The organism is Streptomyces sp. NBC_01233, from assembly GCF_035989305.1.
GTDB lineage: Bacteria > Actinomycetota > Actinomycetes > Streptomycetales > Streptomycetaceae > Streptomyces.
In genome coordinates, this window is sequence record NZ_CP108514.1 from 1529519 (window position 1) to 1550912 (window position 21394).

Genomic DNA, 21394 nt, shown 5'->3' on the forward strand with positions numbered 1-21394 from the left:
TCACCAGGTCCCGTGGCCCACGGCCAGTTCGTCGAACAGGACCCGTGTGCCGCGGAGGATCTCGTCCGTCGCCTCGGGGCGGGACCCGATCAGTGCAAGCTGCAAGAGATCGAGGTCGGGCTCGATCCCCCACTGGCGGCGCATTTCGACGGCGTACCGCATCAGCGAGTAGGCCGTGCCTGCCGTGAGGGGAACACTGTCGAGGGAGGGACGGACGTTGAACGCCCAGGCCATCGCGTCGGCGCCGCGCCCTCCGGCGCCCACGGCGGGCGGGCGGGCTCCGGAGGGGGTTCCGCTCCGAAGGACCTGGGGTGGTGTGAAGGGTCCCAGGAGATCACTCAGCAATCCCATCTCCAGCGCGCTGAAGAGGGTGCCGAAGTCCTCGTTCAGGCCGTCTCGGAAGCCAAGGCCGGCGACGGCTGCCATTTGGGTCTCCGTCGCCCGCAGCTGTACAGCTTCCACCACCCGGTGCAGCTCTCGGTTCGCCTCTACGTCTCGGCCTATGTAGGCAGCCGTCCACTCGTCGACTAGGTTCGCCTGCTCCCGCAGTCGGGCAATGAGAGCCATGGCATCCGGGGGGCCGTCGTCCACCGCTGGGCGTCGCTGCGCATCCAGGGCCCTCGGATCGTAGGTCTGGGACAGCGATGTGCTGTCCCGGTCAGGCGAGGGAGTCTCCGCCTCTTGCTCTACAAGGGAGGGAGCGGCGTACTGGTCCAGTATGGAGTGGACGCGGTTGTAGGTGGGTGCCAACGACGGAGCAGTGGACAGTCGGCCCAGCATCGCTACTCCGTAGTCGTGTTGGGTCTGTACTCGGAGTCCGGGTGCTTGCAGTCTCGTGGTCTCCTGGCGGATCAGTGGATGCATGGGGATGGGGGCCAGGCCCGCCAGGGGTGACGCCGTCCGGTCGTGGATCTGCCGTAGTCGGTCCGTGGTGAGGCCGACACGCTTGATCTTGGCCTGTGCGGCCAGCTCGAAGAGTTCTGAGCGGTGTGCCTGGGACACCGGCGTGTCGGGCGCGAGGCCGAAAACGCGGTGGATCAGGGGGTTGAGGTGTTCGGGCCGTGGGGCCCCGTTCTGGTCGAACTCCCGGTGCAGCAGTGCCTGGAGCTGCCTGCCCGCGGTCAGCAGCCGCTTGTCGGGAAGACCGCTGCCGCCCAGGGCGTCACGCACGAAGTACACGGTCTCCTTCGTCTGGAGGGCTTCGCGGGGGGTGACGGCCTGCGGGTCGCGCTGGCGGAAGAGCTGGTTCTTCGGCTTGTGCACGCCGATGTCGACGGCGAGCGTGCTCAGCTGCTCGATGGTCAGGGAGAGGACCGTGTCAAGCGTCCCGTCCGTCGAGCTCGCGAGCTCGTACCCCGAGTCCAGTGATCCGTCGGTGCTGCCCTGCCACGCCTCGCGCTCGGGGCGCAGTGCGAAGTCCCGTACCAGCTCGAAGTGGCGGGTTTCCACGGCGGTGTTGCCGGGCAGCGGGTCCAGGTTCTGGCGCCGGGCGAGACTCGTGGCGAGGGCCTCCTGGAAGGCTCCCAGCACGGTGTCGATCCGCTCGGCGGCGGTCCGCAGGTCCTCCTCCTCGTGGATCCGGGCGGTGAACCGGATCGCCGGGGGCCGTATGCCCTGGGCGATCCGCCAGAGGCCGACCTTGGCGATCTCCTCCGCGATCTTGCCCAGGCGCTCACGATGGAAGTCGCTCAGGCCCTGTGGTGCGCCGGGCATGGCCGTTCCCTCCATCTTGGCGTCGTTGTGACCGCCCTTGACCAGGACGACCATGGGGTTGGCGAACACCGAGTCGTCCGGGCCGGCCCACGTGTCGAAGAAGCTTTCCCCCGGGCTCCGCCCGTGCATGGTGAAGAACCAGCCCTCGTTCGGATCGCCGTACGTGTCCACGGACAGCTTGCTCATGTGCGCGATCGCCGCAGTCATCGTCCGTGCTTCCTGCGCCACCAGGGCGTCCCTGGCCGCGACCGGATCGGCCTGCGCCGACGGGTCCGCGTCCAGAGCGGCGATCTTCCCACGCAGGGTATGGATCAGCCGCAGCGTCTTGGCCAGGTGCGTACGCGTGGCGCGCTTGGGATCCGCCGGGACCGCCGGGACCGCCGGAGCCGCCGGGACCGCCGGAGCCGCCGGGACCGCCGGAGCCGCCGGGACCGCGGGGGCCGCGGGGGCCGCGGGGTCTGCAGGGGCCGCGGGGGCTTCCCACCGGTCGAGTTCGGAGGGGGGATAGTGCGCCAGGTTGGCCTCGACGGCGTCGCGCATGTCCTGGTTGAAGTTTTTTCGTGAGGTGAACATCTGCAGGGCGATGTGGTGGTTCTCGTCGCCTGCCACGACCGGCGCGAAGTGGTAGCCGGCCGTCTGCTGGACCGCGGGCGTGTCCGGACCGGTGCCGTGCGCGTAGTCCTCGTCGTAGAGGCGGACATTATCGGTCACCGCATGCGCGAGCGCCTGGACGACATAGCCGTCACCGGGCTTCTGGGCGATGGCCGACTCGTTGACACCGATCTTCTGGATCAGCTCCCACCAGCGCCACGCGGCCTGCAGATCATGCTTGGCACGGAACAGGGCCTGCCCGTACTCCCTGCCCACGGCAGGCCAGTCCTGCTCAACAGAGTTCCAGACATTGTCCAGAAGAGCGCGGCCCCACTCCACTCCAAGGACGTCCCGCCGGCCTTCGGGTGCGTGGAAGGCCTCCACCAGCCCCTGCGCCAGGTAGGCGGGCCCGGAGATCTCCTTGTCGTGACCGAAATGGGCCAGAGGCGCGGCGGTGGCCGCGGTACCCCCCTCCGCGAGGGGCCGGGCGTCGTGCAGCACCAGGTTCTGGTGCTGACCGCCCAGGATCTTCGCGGAGAAGTCACGCGTCAGGGAACTCTTCTCACCCCGTATCTCAGGCGTGACCCTGTACAGACGCTTCAGCACACCGTCATGCGCGAACTCGGCATACGTCGAGTGATCAACCTTCAGCGTGAGCTTCGCGCCGGTCAGGCCGAGGTGCCTGTGAGCGTCGGCCACCACCTCCTCCGTCGCGAAGAACTCCCGGTTCTGCCCCCCATGGACGGCCAGAGCCAGGTTCCCGTCCCCCGCAACCGCCAGCACGGGATGCTCCTGCACCTCCACCGGACGCATCGCCACGAACCGCGGGAAGACATCGCCAGCCTCCTGGCCCGGGGCCACACCCGTCCGGCTGGACAGACGGTACACAGACGGCGCCTCGGCCAGCTTCCGGGCATCGGGCACATCCGGCCCCCCAACGAACGGCGACGTCAGCGTGTAATCAGTCACCAGCCGCCGGGGCCGGGCAGTGCCATCCGTGAACACCTCACGCCGGCCCAGCACCCCGCCCAGATCCGCCGACCCCACCCCGGCGAACCTCTCCCGACCCCCCGGATCCGGCTCCGTCCCGGGAGGCACGTCGCCCAGCACCTCCATCGGACGCGGCGGCGCGGACACCGCGGTCACCCGCAAAGGCCCCTCCTCCAGACCAGCGGGATCAGCGACGCCCACAGGCGGAATCAAACCCACCATGTAGCGCCCGTCCTGGAGGACCAGCAGCACAGTGGGCCCCCCCGCACCCCCCAGGTGCCGCACCGAAGAAGCGTCCTCCAGTTCCGCAAGGGCGACGCGGAACCCCAGCTTGCGGCCCATCAGGTCCGCCGCGAGCTCACTCACCAGACCGTCCCGCCTGTCCTCCCGGCCCAGCAGGAGACGCGCCTGGTCAGCCCGGCCCAGCCTCGCATCCCTGACCGTGACCGCACCCCCCTGGAGAGCGGCCTGGGTACGGACGACCACACTCGGCTCGACACCGGCCTCGAAAAGCTCCTTCAAAGTGAGCGACCGCCTGGACTCCAGGAGGGACGCCCCCGCCGGGATGTCCGGCTCGGTGACCGAGCGGCCCACCCACGCCAGCACCGCCTCAACGTTCTCAGGCAGCATCGCCTGCGGGTCAAGGCCCAGTTCACGACCGGTCGCCGTGTCAAACAACTCAGGCGCCGAATACAGCACAGCGTGCACGACACCCTCAACCAGACGCTTGCCGAGACCAGCCACCTCACGCAAACGCACCTCATTCCCCCCGAAACGCACAACCCAGTCCCCGGAGACACTCCGAACACGACGGGACTCAGGCGTCGGCAGCATGCCACCACTCCCGACAATCCGCTCGATGACAAGGCTCTGCGGCCGCCGCGACCTCCGGTCCTGACCACGTACCGACCGAACCAGACCAGCGAAACCGTAAACGTTGACGAACTCCGCAGACGGACGCGACGGCATCGCCTCCATCGTGACGAACACGCGACGGTCACTGGTCCGCTCATTCACACCTTGAGAAGGCGCCAGCAGGTCGAGCGCCTCGGCCGCGAGGTCGGCCTGTGCGGACATCCAGGCACGGACACGGTCCGTGACCACGGCCAACGCCCGGTCAATGCCCGCCCTGAGTTCGTCTGTCGGCGGCCCGCTCAAGAGGTGTACGAGGTCAGCGGCCAGCGCCCTGAAGTCGGGATCGGTCAGCAGTGATTCCGGAACGCCGTTCGAGATCCCTTGGCCCCGCTCCATCGCCAGGTGCCGGATCGCGGCTCTCATCAGCCACTCACCGTTCCGGTCCCCCAGACGGCTCGCCTGCAGGAAAGCGTGGAACAAACGGTCGTCCGGAGAGACGTACCCGTTCACCGCCGTCAGGTACGGCGCCTGTAGCTCGCGTCGGGCCTCGGTCTTCCACGCGGGGATGACAAGCCGGGAGGAGATGCCGACCGCGTCGGCCGACCCGCTTCCCGCCAGCACCGAAGCCATTGCCGTGTGGTTGCCGGCCGTGTCCCCTACCACGCGCCCGCCGTTGATGCCGTACCGCTCGGCGTACAGGCGGTGGTGCGGGAGTGTCCGGGCCGGGGCGAAGTGCTGTCCGGCCCACTGGTGCAGGCGTGATCCGTCCGTCGCCAACGCGGTCGTCAGCGCGTCATCGGCCGTGCCCACACCAGCGCTCTGACCGTCGGCCAGCACCTCGGACAGGGACTGGACACCCGAGCGCACCGCCCAGGCCACAACCGCCCCCCGGAAACGAAGCTGTTGCTCCGCATCCGCCCCCAAAGCCCGGTAGGCCTCCATCAGCGCCAGCGCCGGCCCCCGCCTGCCCCCCGCATAACGGAACCCGCGCGCGTCATGCGCCAACCGGTACAGCCCGCCGTCCCCGCCCGGCGAAACCACCGCCGGCCTGGTGATCAGGCCCGGCACAGTCGACACCAGCGACGTGGGCGCATCCGAGTACACCGCCCGCGCGAACGCGTCCATCAGCGCAGCCGCACCCGGCTCGGAGCCGATGAACTCCCGCACGGACCACGCGCCCTGCGGCACACGGCCTCCCCCGGGGAAGAAGGCCGCATTCGCCCCGTCCGCACCATGGATCCGCGTCAGAACATCGAGCAGGCCCATGATCGCCCCGCTCACGACCTCGGCCGAATCACCCCCCGCAGCCTCCTCCGCCAGCGCCTGCTCGTACTCGAAGCTCAACGCCCGCCACCGCCGGTCCGCATAGAACGACGCGAACCTCACCGAGCCCGGGGACGCGGGCAGCGCAACGGGCGACGCCTCCGGCCGCCGCCCCGGACGTACCACCGTCCATCCCGTGGCCCGCCCCCGGACATCTTCCAGAACGTGAACGACAGGAAGATCCAAAACACCCGGTGACCCGCCGGTCGAAGTCGCGGTCGCGGGGGGGACGACTGCGATGCGGCCCTGCGGCCGCAAGACCGTCAGGCCACTACGCTCAGCGAGCCGCCGCAAAGATGCGTCCATCGCGGCCGGACGGCCGACGGGGAAATCCGGAGCACACGCGATGAACATGAGGGTGTGGAAGCCCGCGGCTGCCAGCCCGCCGTCCACAAGATCCCTCGCCCACGCCCACTCCGGGCGGACGGGGCCGTCGACGGAAAGCCCGGAGACCAGGGCGTCCGCCGTCCGGCCGTGCATCGCGAAGAACGCGGTGCCACTCCCCCCGGCGGGCATCGCGACCCTCACCGCCACAGCCTCACCCGACGGCGCGACGCTCCACTGCTCGTAGTGCGACACCTCCCGCAGACGCCGATACGCCTTCTCCCGCAGCCCGAAATCCCTCTCCCCGAACACCGTCCAGACAAACGCCCTCCCGCCACCGTCCGCCAGAACACGCAGCTGCGGACCCTGCTCCCCGAAACCCCCTGCAACCGGGCCGTTGACCAGCCCCGCAGACGGACGGACCACCGCGGAAGCGGAAACGGAAACGGAAGCGGAGGCGGAGGCGGAGGCGGAGGCGGAGGCGGAGGCGGAGGCGCCGAGGTGGAACACGGGCGCCGGGTAGCCAGGGGCCGTCCAGTCCACCACCGGCACAGCATCCGGAATGTGGGACTGCGTACGTCCGCCGGGATGATGGACGAGCCAGCCGCCCGGCGTCCCGTCAGGAGCCTCAAGAAGATGCACGTAACCGCTCTGAGCACCCTCCGCCGCGGTAGCGGCCGCCCCCCAACGCGGCTGGATGACCGCAAGACCCGTGGCATCACTGACCAAACGACCGACCGCGGAATCCGCCGCTCCCGTGCCACGCTGGAGCAGCACGATGACCGTCCCGGAGGAAAGCGTCGCCAGGTGCGGCCGGCCCATGACCGCACCCGCGACATCCGCCCCCCGCAAAAGCCTTGTTCCTCCATCGGCGAGGGCCACGGCCAAATGATCACTGTCCCCGTTCCCCGCCAGAAGGAAACGCGTACGTGACTCCAGCGGCATCGGCACCAGCCGGGACACGAGGCGGCCATCCGCACCGCGGCTCCACTCCACATACGTGCCGGCCCCGGCCGCCTGCCGCAAAGCCGGCTCACGGCGCGCGAACTCCCCCGGGCTGAACGACGCCTCACCCAGGACCTTCCCCTTCACATCACGCACCACGTGCATCACAGCCGACACCGGCCACCCCGGCGCCGGAGCCAGTGCCGGCCGGCCCAGCCCAAGCCGGTTCCCGGAATCCCGCAACGCACCGGAGCGCACCATCGCGGCCGCCGAGCGCAGATCCATACGGACCACCACCGGAACCGGCAGCGGAACCTCGACCGTGCCCCGAACCTCCCCCGACCCGACACCAAGCCGCGGACTACGGCCCGCCTCCAACCGCAGATCCACATCAAACTGGACCAGCACAGCAACAGTGTTCAACCGCGAAAGCGGACTATGCCCCGACCCAACCCCCGAACCCAGACCAACAGCACCGCCAAGGATCGGCCCGCCACTGTTCTGCTGATCGTGCACGTCCGGTTCCCGGTAGCGAAGCCAGCCCCCGCCGAAGGCCGAGGGGCCGCCCGACTCCCCGTCGGAGGTACCTGTCCCGAAACTGCTCTCGACGAGCGTCGGTACGTCCGTACCGGCTCCGCCGACGATCTCGAACTCCATCCGGTCGACGGGCCCGAGAACTTCCCCGTTGGTGAAGCGGGAGTACAGGCGGACACTCACGTCGTCGTCGATCAGCAGCCCGGAAACGAACAGGTCGGGCAGCCGCTGGCCTGCGATGAGCCCGGGCAGTGCCGCGGTCGTCCACTCGGTGGAGAACAGTCCCTCGACCGCCTCCGACGCACTCGTCCCGACGGTATTGACCTCTGCCCTCGTTCCCAGACCCACGGCCAACTGCCGCAGAGCTGAACGGAGCAGCGGGGTACCGCTGCTGCTGTCGACCTGGGCCTCGGCCGGCAGTCGGATGCCTTGCCCCTGCCAGTCCTCAAGAGCTTGCGAGCGGCTCATCGGAAGCCAGAGCGATGCGGCCGGGACCCGACCCGCCCGAACGCGGGTGAGCGCGTGCAAGTCGGACTCCAGCATGTCCTGGAGCAGATAGCGATCGTCCTCCCCCTGCTCAGGAGCATCGAGTTCGACAACCGCATCCGGCGTCAAGTCCACCCCCAAGCCCGCCTTGAACACCTCCAGCCTCGCCTGCACCGGGTAACGAAGGCGGACCATTTCGACGTCGGAGGAGACACCGACGCGAACCGAGTTCTCGTACTTCCGTTTCAGTGCCTGCCTGTTCGTCCGATTCGTCTCCGCTCCGGCGGAGACGAACGGGGCCGGTGAGCCACCGCTGTAGCCGTCCTCACCGTTGAGAATGATGACGGGCAGGGCGAACGCTCCTCCCTGCTTGACACTGCTCGCCCCACGGACCAGCGTCTCCTCTTGGGTGGCGCTCTGCGTGAGCTCCATGGTCGGGCGATCGTCCGGGCGGCCATCGAAGGTGCCTTCGCCACGGGTCACCGAGAACCTGACGACGTAAGCCGGGCTGCCGTTCCTCCCGTAAAGGGTGACGGTGCTGCCACCGTCCAGGGCACTGGCAAGCCTCGACTGGCCTCCGATCGTGTTCAGCAGGTTGGTGAGCCGCTGCGTGTTGCGGTAGCGGTCCGCGACGAGTTGTGCGGGCAGCAGTGGCGTGTGGTCCCTGCCGCCCAGAGTCGCCAGCCGTGTCCGCAGGCCCGACAGCAGCCGGCTGAAGTCCGGCACGTGCGCGATCCGGCCGAAGCCCAGCGGGCCCCCGTGCGGCGGGCGCAACCGGGCCACCGGATCCGGGGCGGAGGTAGTGGCCGACGTGTTGAGCAGCGCGTCCGGTCGTGCGTCCAGGCCGAGCTCCCGCACCTGGGCCTCGGAGAGCCAAGCGGACATGGCACCGGGTACCCTGCGTCCCCCCCAGGCGACCGACGGGGTGCCGTCACGCAGCGAGGCCTCGGCCACCATCAGGACATCGAGATCGGCCCGGACCAGGAACATTCGGTCACCCTTGACGGAGGCGGTCGTGCGTTCGATGCTGCCGCCGATGCCGTACGAGGAGGCCCGTGACCAGCCACGAGCCGCGCCGGCCGCCAGCCCCCCGAACATCCACAGGGTCGGCATCGCGACGCCCGCGCCGCCCACGAACCCTCCGCCGGAGAGCGTGAACCCGCCTCCGCGTGCCGAGCCCGCACGGTGTCCACCTGCGTACACCTGGTCGAGCGGCGGTGTCGTCACCGCGCTCTCCTTGCCACCGGCCTCCTTCTTGCCGCCGGTGACGTGCACGACGGTGGGGTGCACCGCGTGGAAGCGGACGCCGACCGCCCCGCGGATACTGCCCAGCCTGCGCTCGAAGCGCAGCCCGTCGACCACCCAGACGTTGCGGGTGGCGAGCGGGAAAGCGGCCTCGACGGCCTCGGGGCTGAAAGCGTCCTCGACGAGGATGCCAGGATCCAGCTCCGGTACGCCGAGCGCGCTGTCGCCTCCCGCCGCCTCGGTCAGCAGTTCCCGGGCCATGTCCACCACGGCCTGGTCGGCTCCTGTGTCCTCCATCCACAGCCAGTCGGTGACCCTGCTCTCCTGCGGCCGGGCCGCCCACCGGGTCTCGTACATGTCAGCGATACCGCGCGCCGGGAGGACCGCGATGGGGATCGGGAGCTGCCGCTCGCGGACGAGCCCGGCAGCGGCCGCCGGCTGCTTGAGCGTCAGCGCGGTCGGTGCTGTCAGCATGACGGGTACGGCCGCGAGGGACAGGGCCTCCGGCGAGGCGGTGGTGTCCAGATGGACGGTGGACACCGGGGTCTCCCGGCCCGGGGCGCCCGGAACGGCCATGCGCTGCCACTGCCGCGGCCGCCGGACGGAAGTGATCTCCACGTCGAAGACGAGCACCGACTCGAACACGCTCACGGGGTCCTGACCGGCAATGGTCGTGCCCGTCATACGGTTCGCTGTCAGAGCCGACTGCGATTCGCGCATGCTGTAGGCACCGAGGGCACCGGTGGCTGCGAGGTAAAGGTGGCCGGGAACGGGTTTGACGCTGAACCGGGCCCGGAGGGAGGCGCCCATCTGGCTCGCGGCCGCTCCCTGGACGTCGGTGTTCAGGCCCGACACCATCAGGACCGACCAGTCCTTGATGTCACCGCGGTACGCGATGTCGTCGCGCAGCCGGCCCGTGACACGGACCAGGAGGTGTTCCGTGTCGTTCCAGTGCTTACGGCGCAGCCTGACCGCGACGCCGGAGGTGAGCAGTTTCTGCTTACGGGTCATCAGGTTGACTGCGGAGAGCGTGGTCGTCAATGCGCGATAGTTCTCCCGCATGCGGGTTTCGTCCGCCTTGGGGGCCATCCAGGTGGACCGCTGGTCGGAGGCGTCGAAGCCCGGAAGGTAACCCGCCAGCGCAGGCAATTCTCGGAACCGGCCCTCGATGGCCGCCACGAGCTGGCTGGTGTCCAGCCCGACGAGCCTCGCGCTGCTCCCCAACGGGCCCGCGGGCAGAACCCGGTCGAAGCCGGGGTGATCGAACAGTGGTGAGGGGGTCATGCCTTCGGGCAGCGGCAGACCCAGATGGGCCGCCTCCTGCGCACTCATGTGGAACCAGACGGTGACCTCCGCCTCGCTCGGCCGGTTTCCCGAGCCGGGGCGAGTGCGAGGACGCGGGCCCATGCCGCTCACCTCGACCCTGACGCGGGCCTGGTAGGACACCTGGGGTGCCAGGATCTCGCTGCCCTGGACGGCGACGGTCTGGGTGCCCGATGCCGCTGACCGGCTCCAGCTCGATTCCAGGCCCGGCTGCAGGAACACCCGCGCCCTCGGGCCGCCCGCCATGACTCCGATGGCGATACCCGGGCCGACCGCGATGCCCCATCCACCGCTCTTCGTGACCTGCGTCGTACGGCCTAGGGCCGACTCGTGGAAGGGTGCCATGCCCCGAAGGTCGGAGCCGCTCACCAGGGGCCGGGGTACGGCGGCGCTGTCCTCGAAGAGGGGGCCTGCCACGGCGGCGGGACCGTCGGCGGCCGAAGCCGCAGGGGTCGTTCCCGCTCCGCCACCGAGCCGGGTGAGGGGCGCAACGGCGGTGATGGTTGCCCTCATGCGGTAACCACCGGTGATCGTGTCGTGGGCGCTCGCCATGTCCTGCGAGGGGACCCAGTCCGCCAGCATGCGCGGCAGGTCCCGGACGAAGTTCTCGGAGGAGGCTGCCTCGTACGCCACTGTCCGTCCCGGTGCGCCATGGCTGATGACGGAGGGGTGGACCTGGCTCTGGATCGCTCCGAACAGGCTGCCGTTGCCCGGGTACGGGCTCCCCGTGTCGGCGGACAGCGGTGTGAGTGACAGGGCCACCTTGAGACGGGCCGCGACAGCGGGAGTGAGAGGGGTCATCCGCGGCGGCCGTGCCGTCACTCCGACGGGCACGAGTTCCTCGATCGCGACATGCGCCACGACCGAGCCCTGGCCCTCGCGCATCAGCGGGTGCCGTACACCGGCCTTCTGGACGCGCAGCTGCCACATCACCTGGCGGGGTACCGCGACCAGGCCGTTCTGAGAGACCAGGATCCGGCCCTCTGCGACGGCCAGCGACCGGTCCGTCCGTGTGGACCACTGGCGGACGGGGACGTTGACGTTGGCCATGGCACCGGCGAGGAAGAACGGATTGTCGGTGGGGAGGAGAAGCATGCCCGCGTAGCGCAGGCCCACGCCCCGGGTGGAGCTGCTGCCGAACGCGCTGGCCGCCTCGGTGGCCCGCTTCACGCGGTTGTGATCGCCGGCCCGGCCACCGAGGTCAGCGGCGGTGATCAGCGTCCGGGGCTCCTGGGGGTCACGGCCCATGGTGACGGTGACGTCGTACCAGCCGTCGCCCCCCCGCACCTGGAACGGCTTCCCGTGCCCCAGGAACACCTCCGGGCCAGCGGTGATCGCGTCCAGGATCGCGTCGGGAGACCCGTTCGCGGTCAGCGCCCGGACCTCATCGGCGATCCACCGCATACCGGTCGGCGCCGTCAAACGGGCCGTACCCGCGGCCCGCATCTCCTCCAAGTAGGACGGCAACCGCCACGAACCGGGCCTCACCACCCCCGACCGCGCGCCGTCGGCCGGGGCGGGGCTGCCGCCTACGGAGGCTGTCGAGGCGAGGGCGGACGGCTCTGCCGGATCGATGCCGAGATCCTCGACGACAACCGTCAGGGCGGCATTGGCCGTGATGGTGGCTCGCGCGGTGCCCTCGGCGGAGTGCGGCGCGGAATCGGGCGCCTGCGCCGGGACGTGCGCCGATTCCGCACGGGGTTCGGGCACCAGTAGCCGGGCGGCGTGGGTGTATTCGCCGATCTGCCGGCCGTCCATGCTGGGCGCGCGGCTGCTGACGTCATCACGCGCCCACGCCGAAACCGGGATCCGCCCGGCCACCGGGACCTCCCGAATCCTCGCGAGCACGTAACTGTGCCCGCTCCCGGCCGTCTCCGTCGCCCACGACACCACACGGAACTCCACCGGCCCCGGGTAACGCACGACCCCCTCCCCGTCGAAGTCGGAAAGGTCACGGCCCGAGGAACGTTCCACCTCGTACAGCACCGGATAGCGCGCCTCACCCACGCCCCCGCCGGACCCCGCGCCGGACCTCGCGAGCGTGAGCGCCCCGCGCACGGCGGCGTCCCGGTCCGTGGTCGCCCGGTGGAACCGCCCCACCTCCACCACCAGCCCCCCGGGACGCCCCAGGACCGGATCCCCCGACTCCTGCCCGACCCACCAGACGGGCCCCGCCACCTCCGCAAGCGCCTCCAACGCCTCCGTCGCCACCGCACGGTGCAACGGCGACTCATCACGCAGCCGGTCCGTGAGCACCTCGGCACCCCCGCCAAGAAGCCTCAGGGCCAGCCCATGCGGCGTCTCACGCGGCAGCGTGGACCGGCCGCCCAGCTCCCCGGCCCGCGCGGCATCGACCGGACCCGACCCCAACAGGCGTGTGGTGGGCACCAGCTCACCGAGCAGTTCCGCGTACACACGCAGGTGCGGCGGCCACAACCGCTCGTCCGTACCCAGCGCCGGCCAGGGAATCACGGCCCCCGCACGCCGAACACTGCTCCCCCGCACGGGTGTCCGGAGCCTGGACTCCATCGAGGGCCGCCGGGAGGAAACGGCAGAGACCCCCATGCCCGGACCGACACGCTGAACGTAACCCGACTGGCTCGCCGGACGGCTCGGGCCCCCTGAACCGGTGACCCGGCCGACCGGCGCCAGCACCGTCCCCGCCCAGCGGTACAACCCCGTGCCGTCCACCGTACCGGGATCAGGATCGGTAACGCTGTACACACCCGCACGGTGAGACGCCGCGAGGACCTCGGCCAGAGAGTGACCACTGGTGGCCATCAGCGCCTCACGGAACCGCAGCACATCCCCACCCGGCACGTTCAACCACTGGTGGACCCGGAGCAGCCACTCCACAGAATCGGCGCGACCACGCCCCCAGCGCAGCCCCCTCATACCAGACAGGAACGGCAGCTCGAGACCTTCCCTGACGAGTGGAGCGGACACCTTCCCCCGATACGGACCGGGGTTGGCCGCCTCTGCGTTGTTCAGTCGTGTGTTACCTGTGACGCCCGCCGACGCGCGGCGCAGCATGTCCCGCGAAGCCGTGAAGAAGCGGCTGGCACCGCGCCATGCGCCCCTGGAGCCGTCGCGCCAAAGGCGGCTCAGGGTGTGGGTGCCTTCGGGGTTGACGTAGGCAGCGTTGCCGAAGGCGGTCATCAGCTCGTCCAAGGTGGCGTCCGCGCCCGGATCCAGAAGCCGCTCCATCGCCGCCACCTCAGCGCCGTGCGCCGGAGCCGGGACGAAGAAGGCCCGCCGGGCAGCCCTCTGCCCGTGCTGCCCCGACAGGTAGGCGTAAAGGCGGGCCACCGCTGCCCGGGCCTCCGCCACCACCCTCGCGTCCTCGCCCAGGAGCTCGGCGACGGCAACCTCATACTCGTCTGTGATCTCCTCCCACCGGGCACTCCCGTAGACAGCCGCGTCCCCCAGGGCCGGTATCAAGGGCTCGAAGTGCCGTGCCACACCCTCCCGTACGGGCACCGGGCGGGATTCGGAACGCGCTGCGTCTTGGACCGGTCCCGAACGGCCCGGGTCCAAGCGCAGGCCGTCGAGGAACCGGCTGGAGAGCATCCAAGCGTCTCGGGTCACGGCGTCATAATCACCCGCGGGTTCCTCGTCCGAGCCGCTGTTCCAGTCCTCCTCGTCGGGCTCCGCCACCGGCACCGCCCGGCCGGGTGCCGGCGTGCGCGCCGGCTCCGCCCCGGACCCCTGCGGCGGCGTCTGCGCGGCATGGGCGGACTCACCGGTGTACCGCCCGTCCAGACCGGACACGCGGTTGTTTACGTCGTCACGCGACCATGCCGAAACCGGGGTCCCGCCGCTCTCCCGGAGTTTCACGAGGACATACGACTGGCCGTACTGCGTTACCGCGATGGCCCTGGAGACCACGCGGAACCTCGTCGGCCGCACGTAGCGAACGGCACCTGCCTCGCCGACGGCGGAGAGGTCGCGTCCTGAGGAGCCTTCCACCTCGTACAGCACGGGGTGGCTGCCCTCGCGCTCGGCCAGGCCGATGGCGGACCGGGAGAGCGTGAATGCCTGTTGCAGGGTGGTTTCGGGGTCCGTGACCGCACGGTGGAAACGTCCTACCGTCACGACGGAAGCCGGGTTCCCCGGCGTCCGCTCCACCCACCAGACAGGTCCGCCCACCAGGGGAAGCGCCTCCAACGCCTCCGTCACCACCGCGCGGTGCAACGGCGACTCCTCGCCCAGCCGCTCCGCCAGCACCGGGTCGGCCCCGTCAAGCAGCCGCAGCGCCAGCTCGTGCGGTGTCTCGCCCGGCAGGCGGGTAGCGGGTGCCAGTTCGCCCATCAGCTCGGCGTAACGGCGCAGATGCGGCGGCCACAGGCGTTCGTCCGGCCCCGGTGCCGGCAAGGAGCCGGTGGCCCGGCCGTCAGGCACCAGCACGGTTGCCGCCCACTGGTACACCTGCATGCCGTCGGCCGTGGCGGGATCGGGCTCCCCGACGGACCGCGCGCCCGCGACGCGCTGGAACGCTTCTAGGACGTCGACCATGGAGTGGCCGGCGGCGATCAACGCGTCGCGGAAACGCCCGGCGTCCCTGCCCGGTACGTTCAGCCACCGATAGACCCGGACCAGCCATTCCACGGAGTCGACGCCCCCGGGCCTCCGCCGCAGTCCACGCGTAGTGGACGTCGAACCGGCTTCCGCCCCCTCTTCGGGCAGCCGGATGGTCCGCACTTCGGGATGGGGCCCCGGGATGGCCGACCTCGGCATCACATCCGGCCGCGCGTGGCCGGCCACCACACCGCGCAGTGTGTGCCGTGAGGCGGTGAAGAAGCGGCTGACACCGCGGTCCGCGCCGCCCTCGGGGCGGTCGCGCCACAAACGGCTCAGGGTGTAGGTGTCGGTGGAGTTCGCGTAGGCCGCGTTAGCGAAGGCGGTCATCATTTCGTCGAGGGTCGCGCCAGCGCCGGGGTCCAGCAGCCGACGCATGGCCGCCGCGGCTCCGGAGCGGGCCGGAGCCGGGTCGAAGAAGGCTCCGCGGGCGGCGCTCTCCCCGTGCTTCCGGGACAGGTACGTGTAGAGGCGGGCCACCGCGGCGCGTGCCTGGGCCACTACCTCGGTTCCCTGCCCAAGGAGTTGCGCGACGGCCGCCTCGTACTGGCCGGTGAGCTCCTCCCACCGGGCACTGCCGTACACAGCCGCGTCGTCCATGATCGGCGTCTGCGGCAGCCCCAGCAGGAGCAGCCGCGGGCGGGTCAACGCGACAGGGGCGCTCAGGGGCTCGTTCCGCGATGCCGCCCCCGCCTGCCCCGCACCCTCGTCCGGCTGTACTTCCGTCCCGGCAGCGGTGGCGCGCACGTGCACGTACCGGCCGCCCGCCTCGTCCCGCCGCTCCTGCCAGTCCAGGACGCGAAGGGTCTCCGGTCGCGCGAACCGCCCCTCCCCGCGGCCGGGATCCGACGAGAACTCCGACACGTCGCGGTACGCCGTCGAGGTCTCCACCTCGACCAGCAGCCGCAGCACGCCCTCGCCTCCGGCGGTTGCACCCACAAGATCGCGCAGTGCCTGTGCCCGGTCCCACGTGCCGGCGTACAGCTCGGGCACCAGCAGTGTGGCCACGCGCTGCGCCGGCCCGGACATGGTCAGCCACACGACCTCGCCGGCGGGCGCGGCCGCCAGCTGGGACAGCGCCTCAAGGGCCATCGCCCGGTGCGCCGGGGTCTCCCGGCGCAGGTCGCCGAGCAGCTGACCGGCCCGGGTGAGCAACGCTCGCCGCAAGGCCGGGCGCACGTCCTCGGCTGCGGTGGCGAACTCGTCGACCAGTTCGGCGAAAGCCGGATCGCGCATCAGCAGGACGGGGAAGCGGCGGCCCGCACCGTCCAGCGCAGCCAGAACCGCACGGACGACTTCCCGGTCGTGTTCGGCACCGGCGTAGGAAGCGGTGAGGAAAGGTGCGTCCGGCCCGCTCAGCAACGACAGGGCCAGGGCGTACGCCGACTGGGGGCGGCCGGGGAACAGTGGGGCGACCAGGTCGGTGTAGGCGGTGTGATGGGGCGGGAGCACGGGCGGGTCCTGGCGTGTCCGCCACAGCTGGTAGGGCAGCAGGAGCCGGTGGACGTATCCGTAGAGGTTCGCAGCGTCGCCGTACTGGAGGGAGATTTCCAGTCCCGCACCCGGATCGAGGGGCAGCAGGGCATCGAACAGGTCATAGAGGGAATAGAGGTTGTCCGGGAGCAAGCCTCCCATCAGTACGGCCCGCACGACCTCCAGACCCGTCTCGGTCAGGTTGATGTGCTCCTTCAAAGCCCTCACGATCTCACGGGGCAGCCCGGGATTCCTGATGGCCAGGAGGCCGCGTGTGCGCAGGTTCCTGGAGGCCCCGCTGTTCTCGTTTCGCAGCTGCGCCCACAAGCCCGGGGCGAGGCTGTCCGCCAGGACGGTCACGAGCTCCCGGAGCGAGACCGCGGACCCCGGGTCGAAGAGGTGGGCTCGTATGCCCGCGTGGTCGAGGGTGGCCGGGTCCGCCGTCGGCAGCAGTTTGCGCAGCGCCAGGTCGGGGTCGTTCGGCTCCGCCGCCAAGTAGCTCTCGTAGAGCCGTCGAACGAGGGCACGAGCCTGCCTGACCAGTCGTCGGTTGCCGGACAGGGTCCGGCCGAGGGCGTCCTCGTACGCCCGGGCCAGCTCCTCCCAGCGCGCGGTGCCGTAAAGGGCGGCGTACCGCCCCGAAGCCCCCCCGAAGACGGCTTCCGCGTCCCGCGCGGCCGCGTCGACGGCAGCCCTGTCAGGGGCCGTGAACGACAGCCACCGCGGCGCCGGCTCGGCAGAGTGGTTCTCGAGGCTCAGTCCAACGGTGCCGTCGGACTGGATCGTCGTGGAGCTGCCGGAGTTCGGCGCCCACACGGTCTGGCGCGGGTTCGCGGCCGCCACCGATTGCGCGAGGGGGGCCAAGCCGGGAAGCACCCGGCCTGACCGTGGTGCGTCGAGGACCAGAGCGAGCTGCTCCCCGGGACGGAAGTGTTCGAGCAGCACCCGCAGGTGACGGCCGAGTTCCCTGCCCGTCACCATGCGTCGTCCTCTGCCGGATCCGACGGAGAAGTACATGCCTTGACCCGTGCGAGCGCTCAGGACGAAGCCGTCGCCCGATCCGTCCCAGGGAAGAGCACGGGCTCCGCTGCTCCGGGGGAACCGCTGGTCGACCACCTCGTAGGTCCTGGCGTCGAAGAAGGTCTCGACGACTCGCCTGGTCCGGGCGGGTTCGAGGGACGGTGCCATGGCCTCGACGCCAATAACGCGGTCGGTCCCGGGACGGGTGACGGCGCGAGTGACGATCTCCCGGTCCCATGCACCGGCCGGCAATGGTTCGGGCAGCTCGGAAAGGACGACGTGCGTGTACCGCTGGCCGGTCGCGACATCGAGAGCCTCCTCACGCGACACCTCGCGCAAACCGGTCGGCCGGGGGAAGAGCGCGGGTCCGGACGCCGGGGTCGCGGCGAAGACGGCGACGTCGCGCGCTGTCGACTCCCTGACCTCATAGACCACCAGAGCACCCGGCTCACCGTCGGCGGCCGCCTCGCGCAGGACCGCTTCCCTGCTTGTACGGGCCGGGTGGAGTGCGGGCACCGCCCTGACGGGCCGGTCATCGCGGGTGGCCCACCACACGGAGGCCAGCAGGGCGGGCAGCAGCTCGACCGCTTCCAGTGCCATCTCCCGGTGCCGGATCACCTCCCGGTGCAGCCGCTCGGCCTGGACCAGCAGAAGGTCCGCCGTCCGGTTGGCCAGCGCGGTCAGCCGCGCCGGCCGACCGGGATCGGCCGCTCCGACCGCCTGGGCCTGCATCACCAGACCTGCCACGTCGGACGGCCGCTGCGCGTACAGCGGAAGCTCCGCCAGTACGTCGCTGGAGGCAAACGCCCGTGCCACCACCGTCCTGACCACTGGCTCCAGCACCTGCGGGCCCTGGTCCAACGGTGCCCGCAGCAGTGCCCCGTCCGGTCCCGCCGCCAGATACAGGGCCGGGAGATGCTCGGTCTGCACGTTCCGCAATACGACCGGGTGTCCATGGCGCACTATCCAGGCGCGCAACGCGTCCCACCGCGTCTCCACCGCCGGCACGGCGACGGTGGGCTGTCGCCGGACCGCGTCGTACTCGGTGCTTCCCGGTGCTCCGGTCAGCATGGCGATCGACCACAGCACGGCCTCGCCACCGGTGAACTCCGGCGTGAGCCAGTCGCTGAGCAACGCGTACCGCCGACGGTCCGGCAACGTGAGCTCGCCCGCCTCGAAGCCCCACGGCAGCCGCGCTGTGCGCGAGCGCTCCACCGGATTCAGCGCGTGGTCGATCCAGCTGTGGAGCGCGACCGTTTCCGCCTCTCGGGCGTCCGGTTCCGCCGGGTCCCACACCCCTGCCCGCTGCGCCGCCTGCAACACCTGCCGGAAGGTCATGCTGTTCTGGCCGAGCATGACACCCATGAGGACATTGCGGAACTGCAGTGAGTCGGAGTCGGCCAGGTTCAGGGCCCGATAGGCACGCAGCAGCCACTCCACGACGGCCCCGGGCTCGGCAGCAGCGGGGGCGAGCGGCACGCCCTGCGGACGCAGCGCGGGGTGGGCCGCCCAGACGGCGCCCAGCGTGTAGGGCGAGGAGGGATGGGAGTACGCGGCGCTGGAGAACGCCTGCACGAGGGCACGCATCTGCGTGTTAGGGCTGTCGATCAGTCTCCGCAGGTCGGTTTCGGTGTCGCTGTCCGTACCGGTCGGGAAGAAGGCCTGGCTCACAGGGGCCGTTCCTCCCACGGCTCCCGTCAAGAAGGATTCCAGGCCCGCGACAGCATTGCGCGCCAGTCCCAACAGGTGCGGGTCGCCGCTCAGGACGTGGCCCACTGCTCTTTCGTATACCAGGCTCTGGTCATCCAGCGACGGCAGGTCCGGCTCGTCTTCCTCCCAGCCGGAGTTCCAGTCCTGCTCCTCCGGTTCCGCCGGTCCCTGGTCCGGACGGTCATCGGGGCTCCCCGGCGCGTCCACCTCCGGGTCGGTCACGCGCAGGTGCACGTAGGGCCCGTGGAAATCCTCGCGGACCTCGCGGTCGAGGACCTTCAGGACGGTCCCTTCGGGGAATACGGCCTCCCCCCGGGAGGGGTCCGGAGCGAACAGCGACACATCACGGTGGCGGGACGCCACCACCTCGGCCTGCACCCGGTAGGCCTCCGGTCCGGCCCCGGACTCGGTGGCCGCGGCGAGGAGGTCGGTCGCCGCGACACGAGCGTGCTGCGTGGCCGCGGTCAAGGCCGGCACCACGAAGGAGCCGAAGCCGTTCGGTTGCCTCGCCGGCTCCGTATCCGCCAGCACGCCGGGCACAAGCAGCGTCAGCCATACCGGAGGGCCGCCCAAGGCCGGCTCAGGCAATGCCTCCAGCGCCTCTACAGCCATCGCCCGGTGCATCGGCACCTCGCTCTGCAGGTCCGGCAGGAGGCCATTGGCACGGTTGAACAATTGACTCAACAGGACGGGTCGCCCGGTGGGCGGAGCCTGGTCGAGGGAGCGGGCCAGCTCGGCGAAGCCGTCATCGCGCATCAGCAGAGCCGGATACCGCCCCATGCCGGCGGCGGCCGACCGCACCGCCGTGATCAGCTCCTCCCCCCGTCCCCCGCTCGCGATGAACGGTCCGTCGGGGCCGCGGAGGAGATACAGGGCCGCAGCATGGGCGGGGTGCAGCCCGTCCAGCGCCGAACCTCCGTGGCGCTCGTGCCACGCGGTGAGAGCGAGCTGCCGTGCACGCCAGCTGCCGAGCGGCGCAGCCGTGTCGCCAGACCGCGGCTTCGGCGTGGGACCGTCGGCCGCAAGCGCGGCCTCCCCCCGAGCCAGCGCCTGCCAGACACCATCGGGAACAGCACCGTCCCCGCTCACCTCGGGAGTGAACCACCGCAGACGGTCGAGGTAGGCACCGTGGTGCGGCAGCTCCCACGCGCGATCGTCTGCTACCTCCGGCAGGCCGCGTGACCGCAGCACCATCCGAACCCACGCGTACAGGTGGACGGCATCGCCACTCGGCAGCCAGCGCTCCGCGCCGTACGCGGCGTCGGCCTCCACGATTGCCTGCACGAGGTCGTACAAACCGTACTCGTTGCCGTACAGCAGTCCGCCCAGCATGATCAGCCGCAGTTCGTCCATCTGACGCGCGGACAGGTTCAAGGCCGACTTTACGCGGTCCAGTACATTGCTCACTCGGTCGGGGGCACTGACGGTGAGGAAGCCACGCTTCTCAAGCTCGACCACGTCTTCCTCACCGGACGGCTCGTGCTCGATGTCACCGGCCATCGCACCGAGCAGGGCCTGCGCGTAACCCGGCAAGAACGCAACCGTGTTCTCGTCGAGCAGCCGGCCGAGTTGCGTCTCCGCTTCGCCCGTATCACCGTCCGCCACGAAGAAGACGCTCTCCGCGCCCTCGTCGTCGTGCTCGTGCTCGTGCTCGTGCTCGTGCTCGTGCTCGTGATCGTGATCGTGATCGTGATCGCGCAGTTCGATCTGAGCGTCGATGAGGCGACGAACCAATTGCGTCGCCGAAGCGATGAGCTGCGGATCGGCTGCGAGCGCCCGGCCCAAGGCATGCTCGTGCGCACGGATCCGCGCGTCCCAGTCGTCCGAGCCGAAGAGCGCGGCGAAGCGGTACGGCGCCCCCGCGAAAGAGCGTCCCCATGCACGCACGGCCGCCTCGGCCTCAGCCCTCTCCTGGGGAACGAACGTCAGCCAGCGAGGCTCGGGCCTGCCGGACTGGTCGAAGAGCAGCGTTTTCATCACGCCATCGCGGGAGAGGTAACCAGTCTTTACAGGCGCAGCGATAGTCCTCCGCCGACTCTCGTTGGCCACGGTCTGCGCCCAGGGGTTGATACCGGGAAGACTCTGCCCCGCATAGCAGGCCATGACAACGAGTTGCAGGGGCTCGCCGGGCCGCAACACCGGAACCATGTTGCGCAGGAACCGTCCGACCTCCCCGCCGGTCGCTGCCCGGTCGCCCCTCCGGGACCCGGTGATGGCGGCCAGGGAGTTCCTGTGACCGTGGGAAACCCATAGGAACTCCTCCTCTGCGGTCCCGTAGGGGACG

At 70.5% G+C, this 21394-nt stretch carries 1 protein-coding gene (only partly in view); it reads right to left on the reverse strand.

Going from position 1 to position 21394, the window contains the following annotated elements; genetic code table 11:
* A protein-coding gene (locus OG332_RS07310) for a hypothetical protein (RefSeq protein WP_327412677.1) crosses the window boundary here: on the reverse strand, positions 1 to 21394 show its end. 56723 nt of this gene lie beyond the right edge of the window; the window shows 21394 of its 78117 coding nt (coding positions 56724–78117); its start codon lies beyond the right edge, outside the window — the gene reads right to left on this strand; its stop codon occupies positions 1 to 3.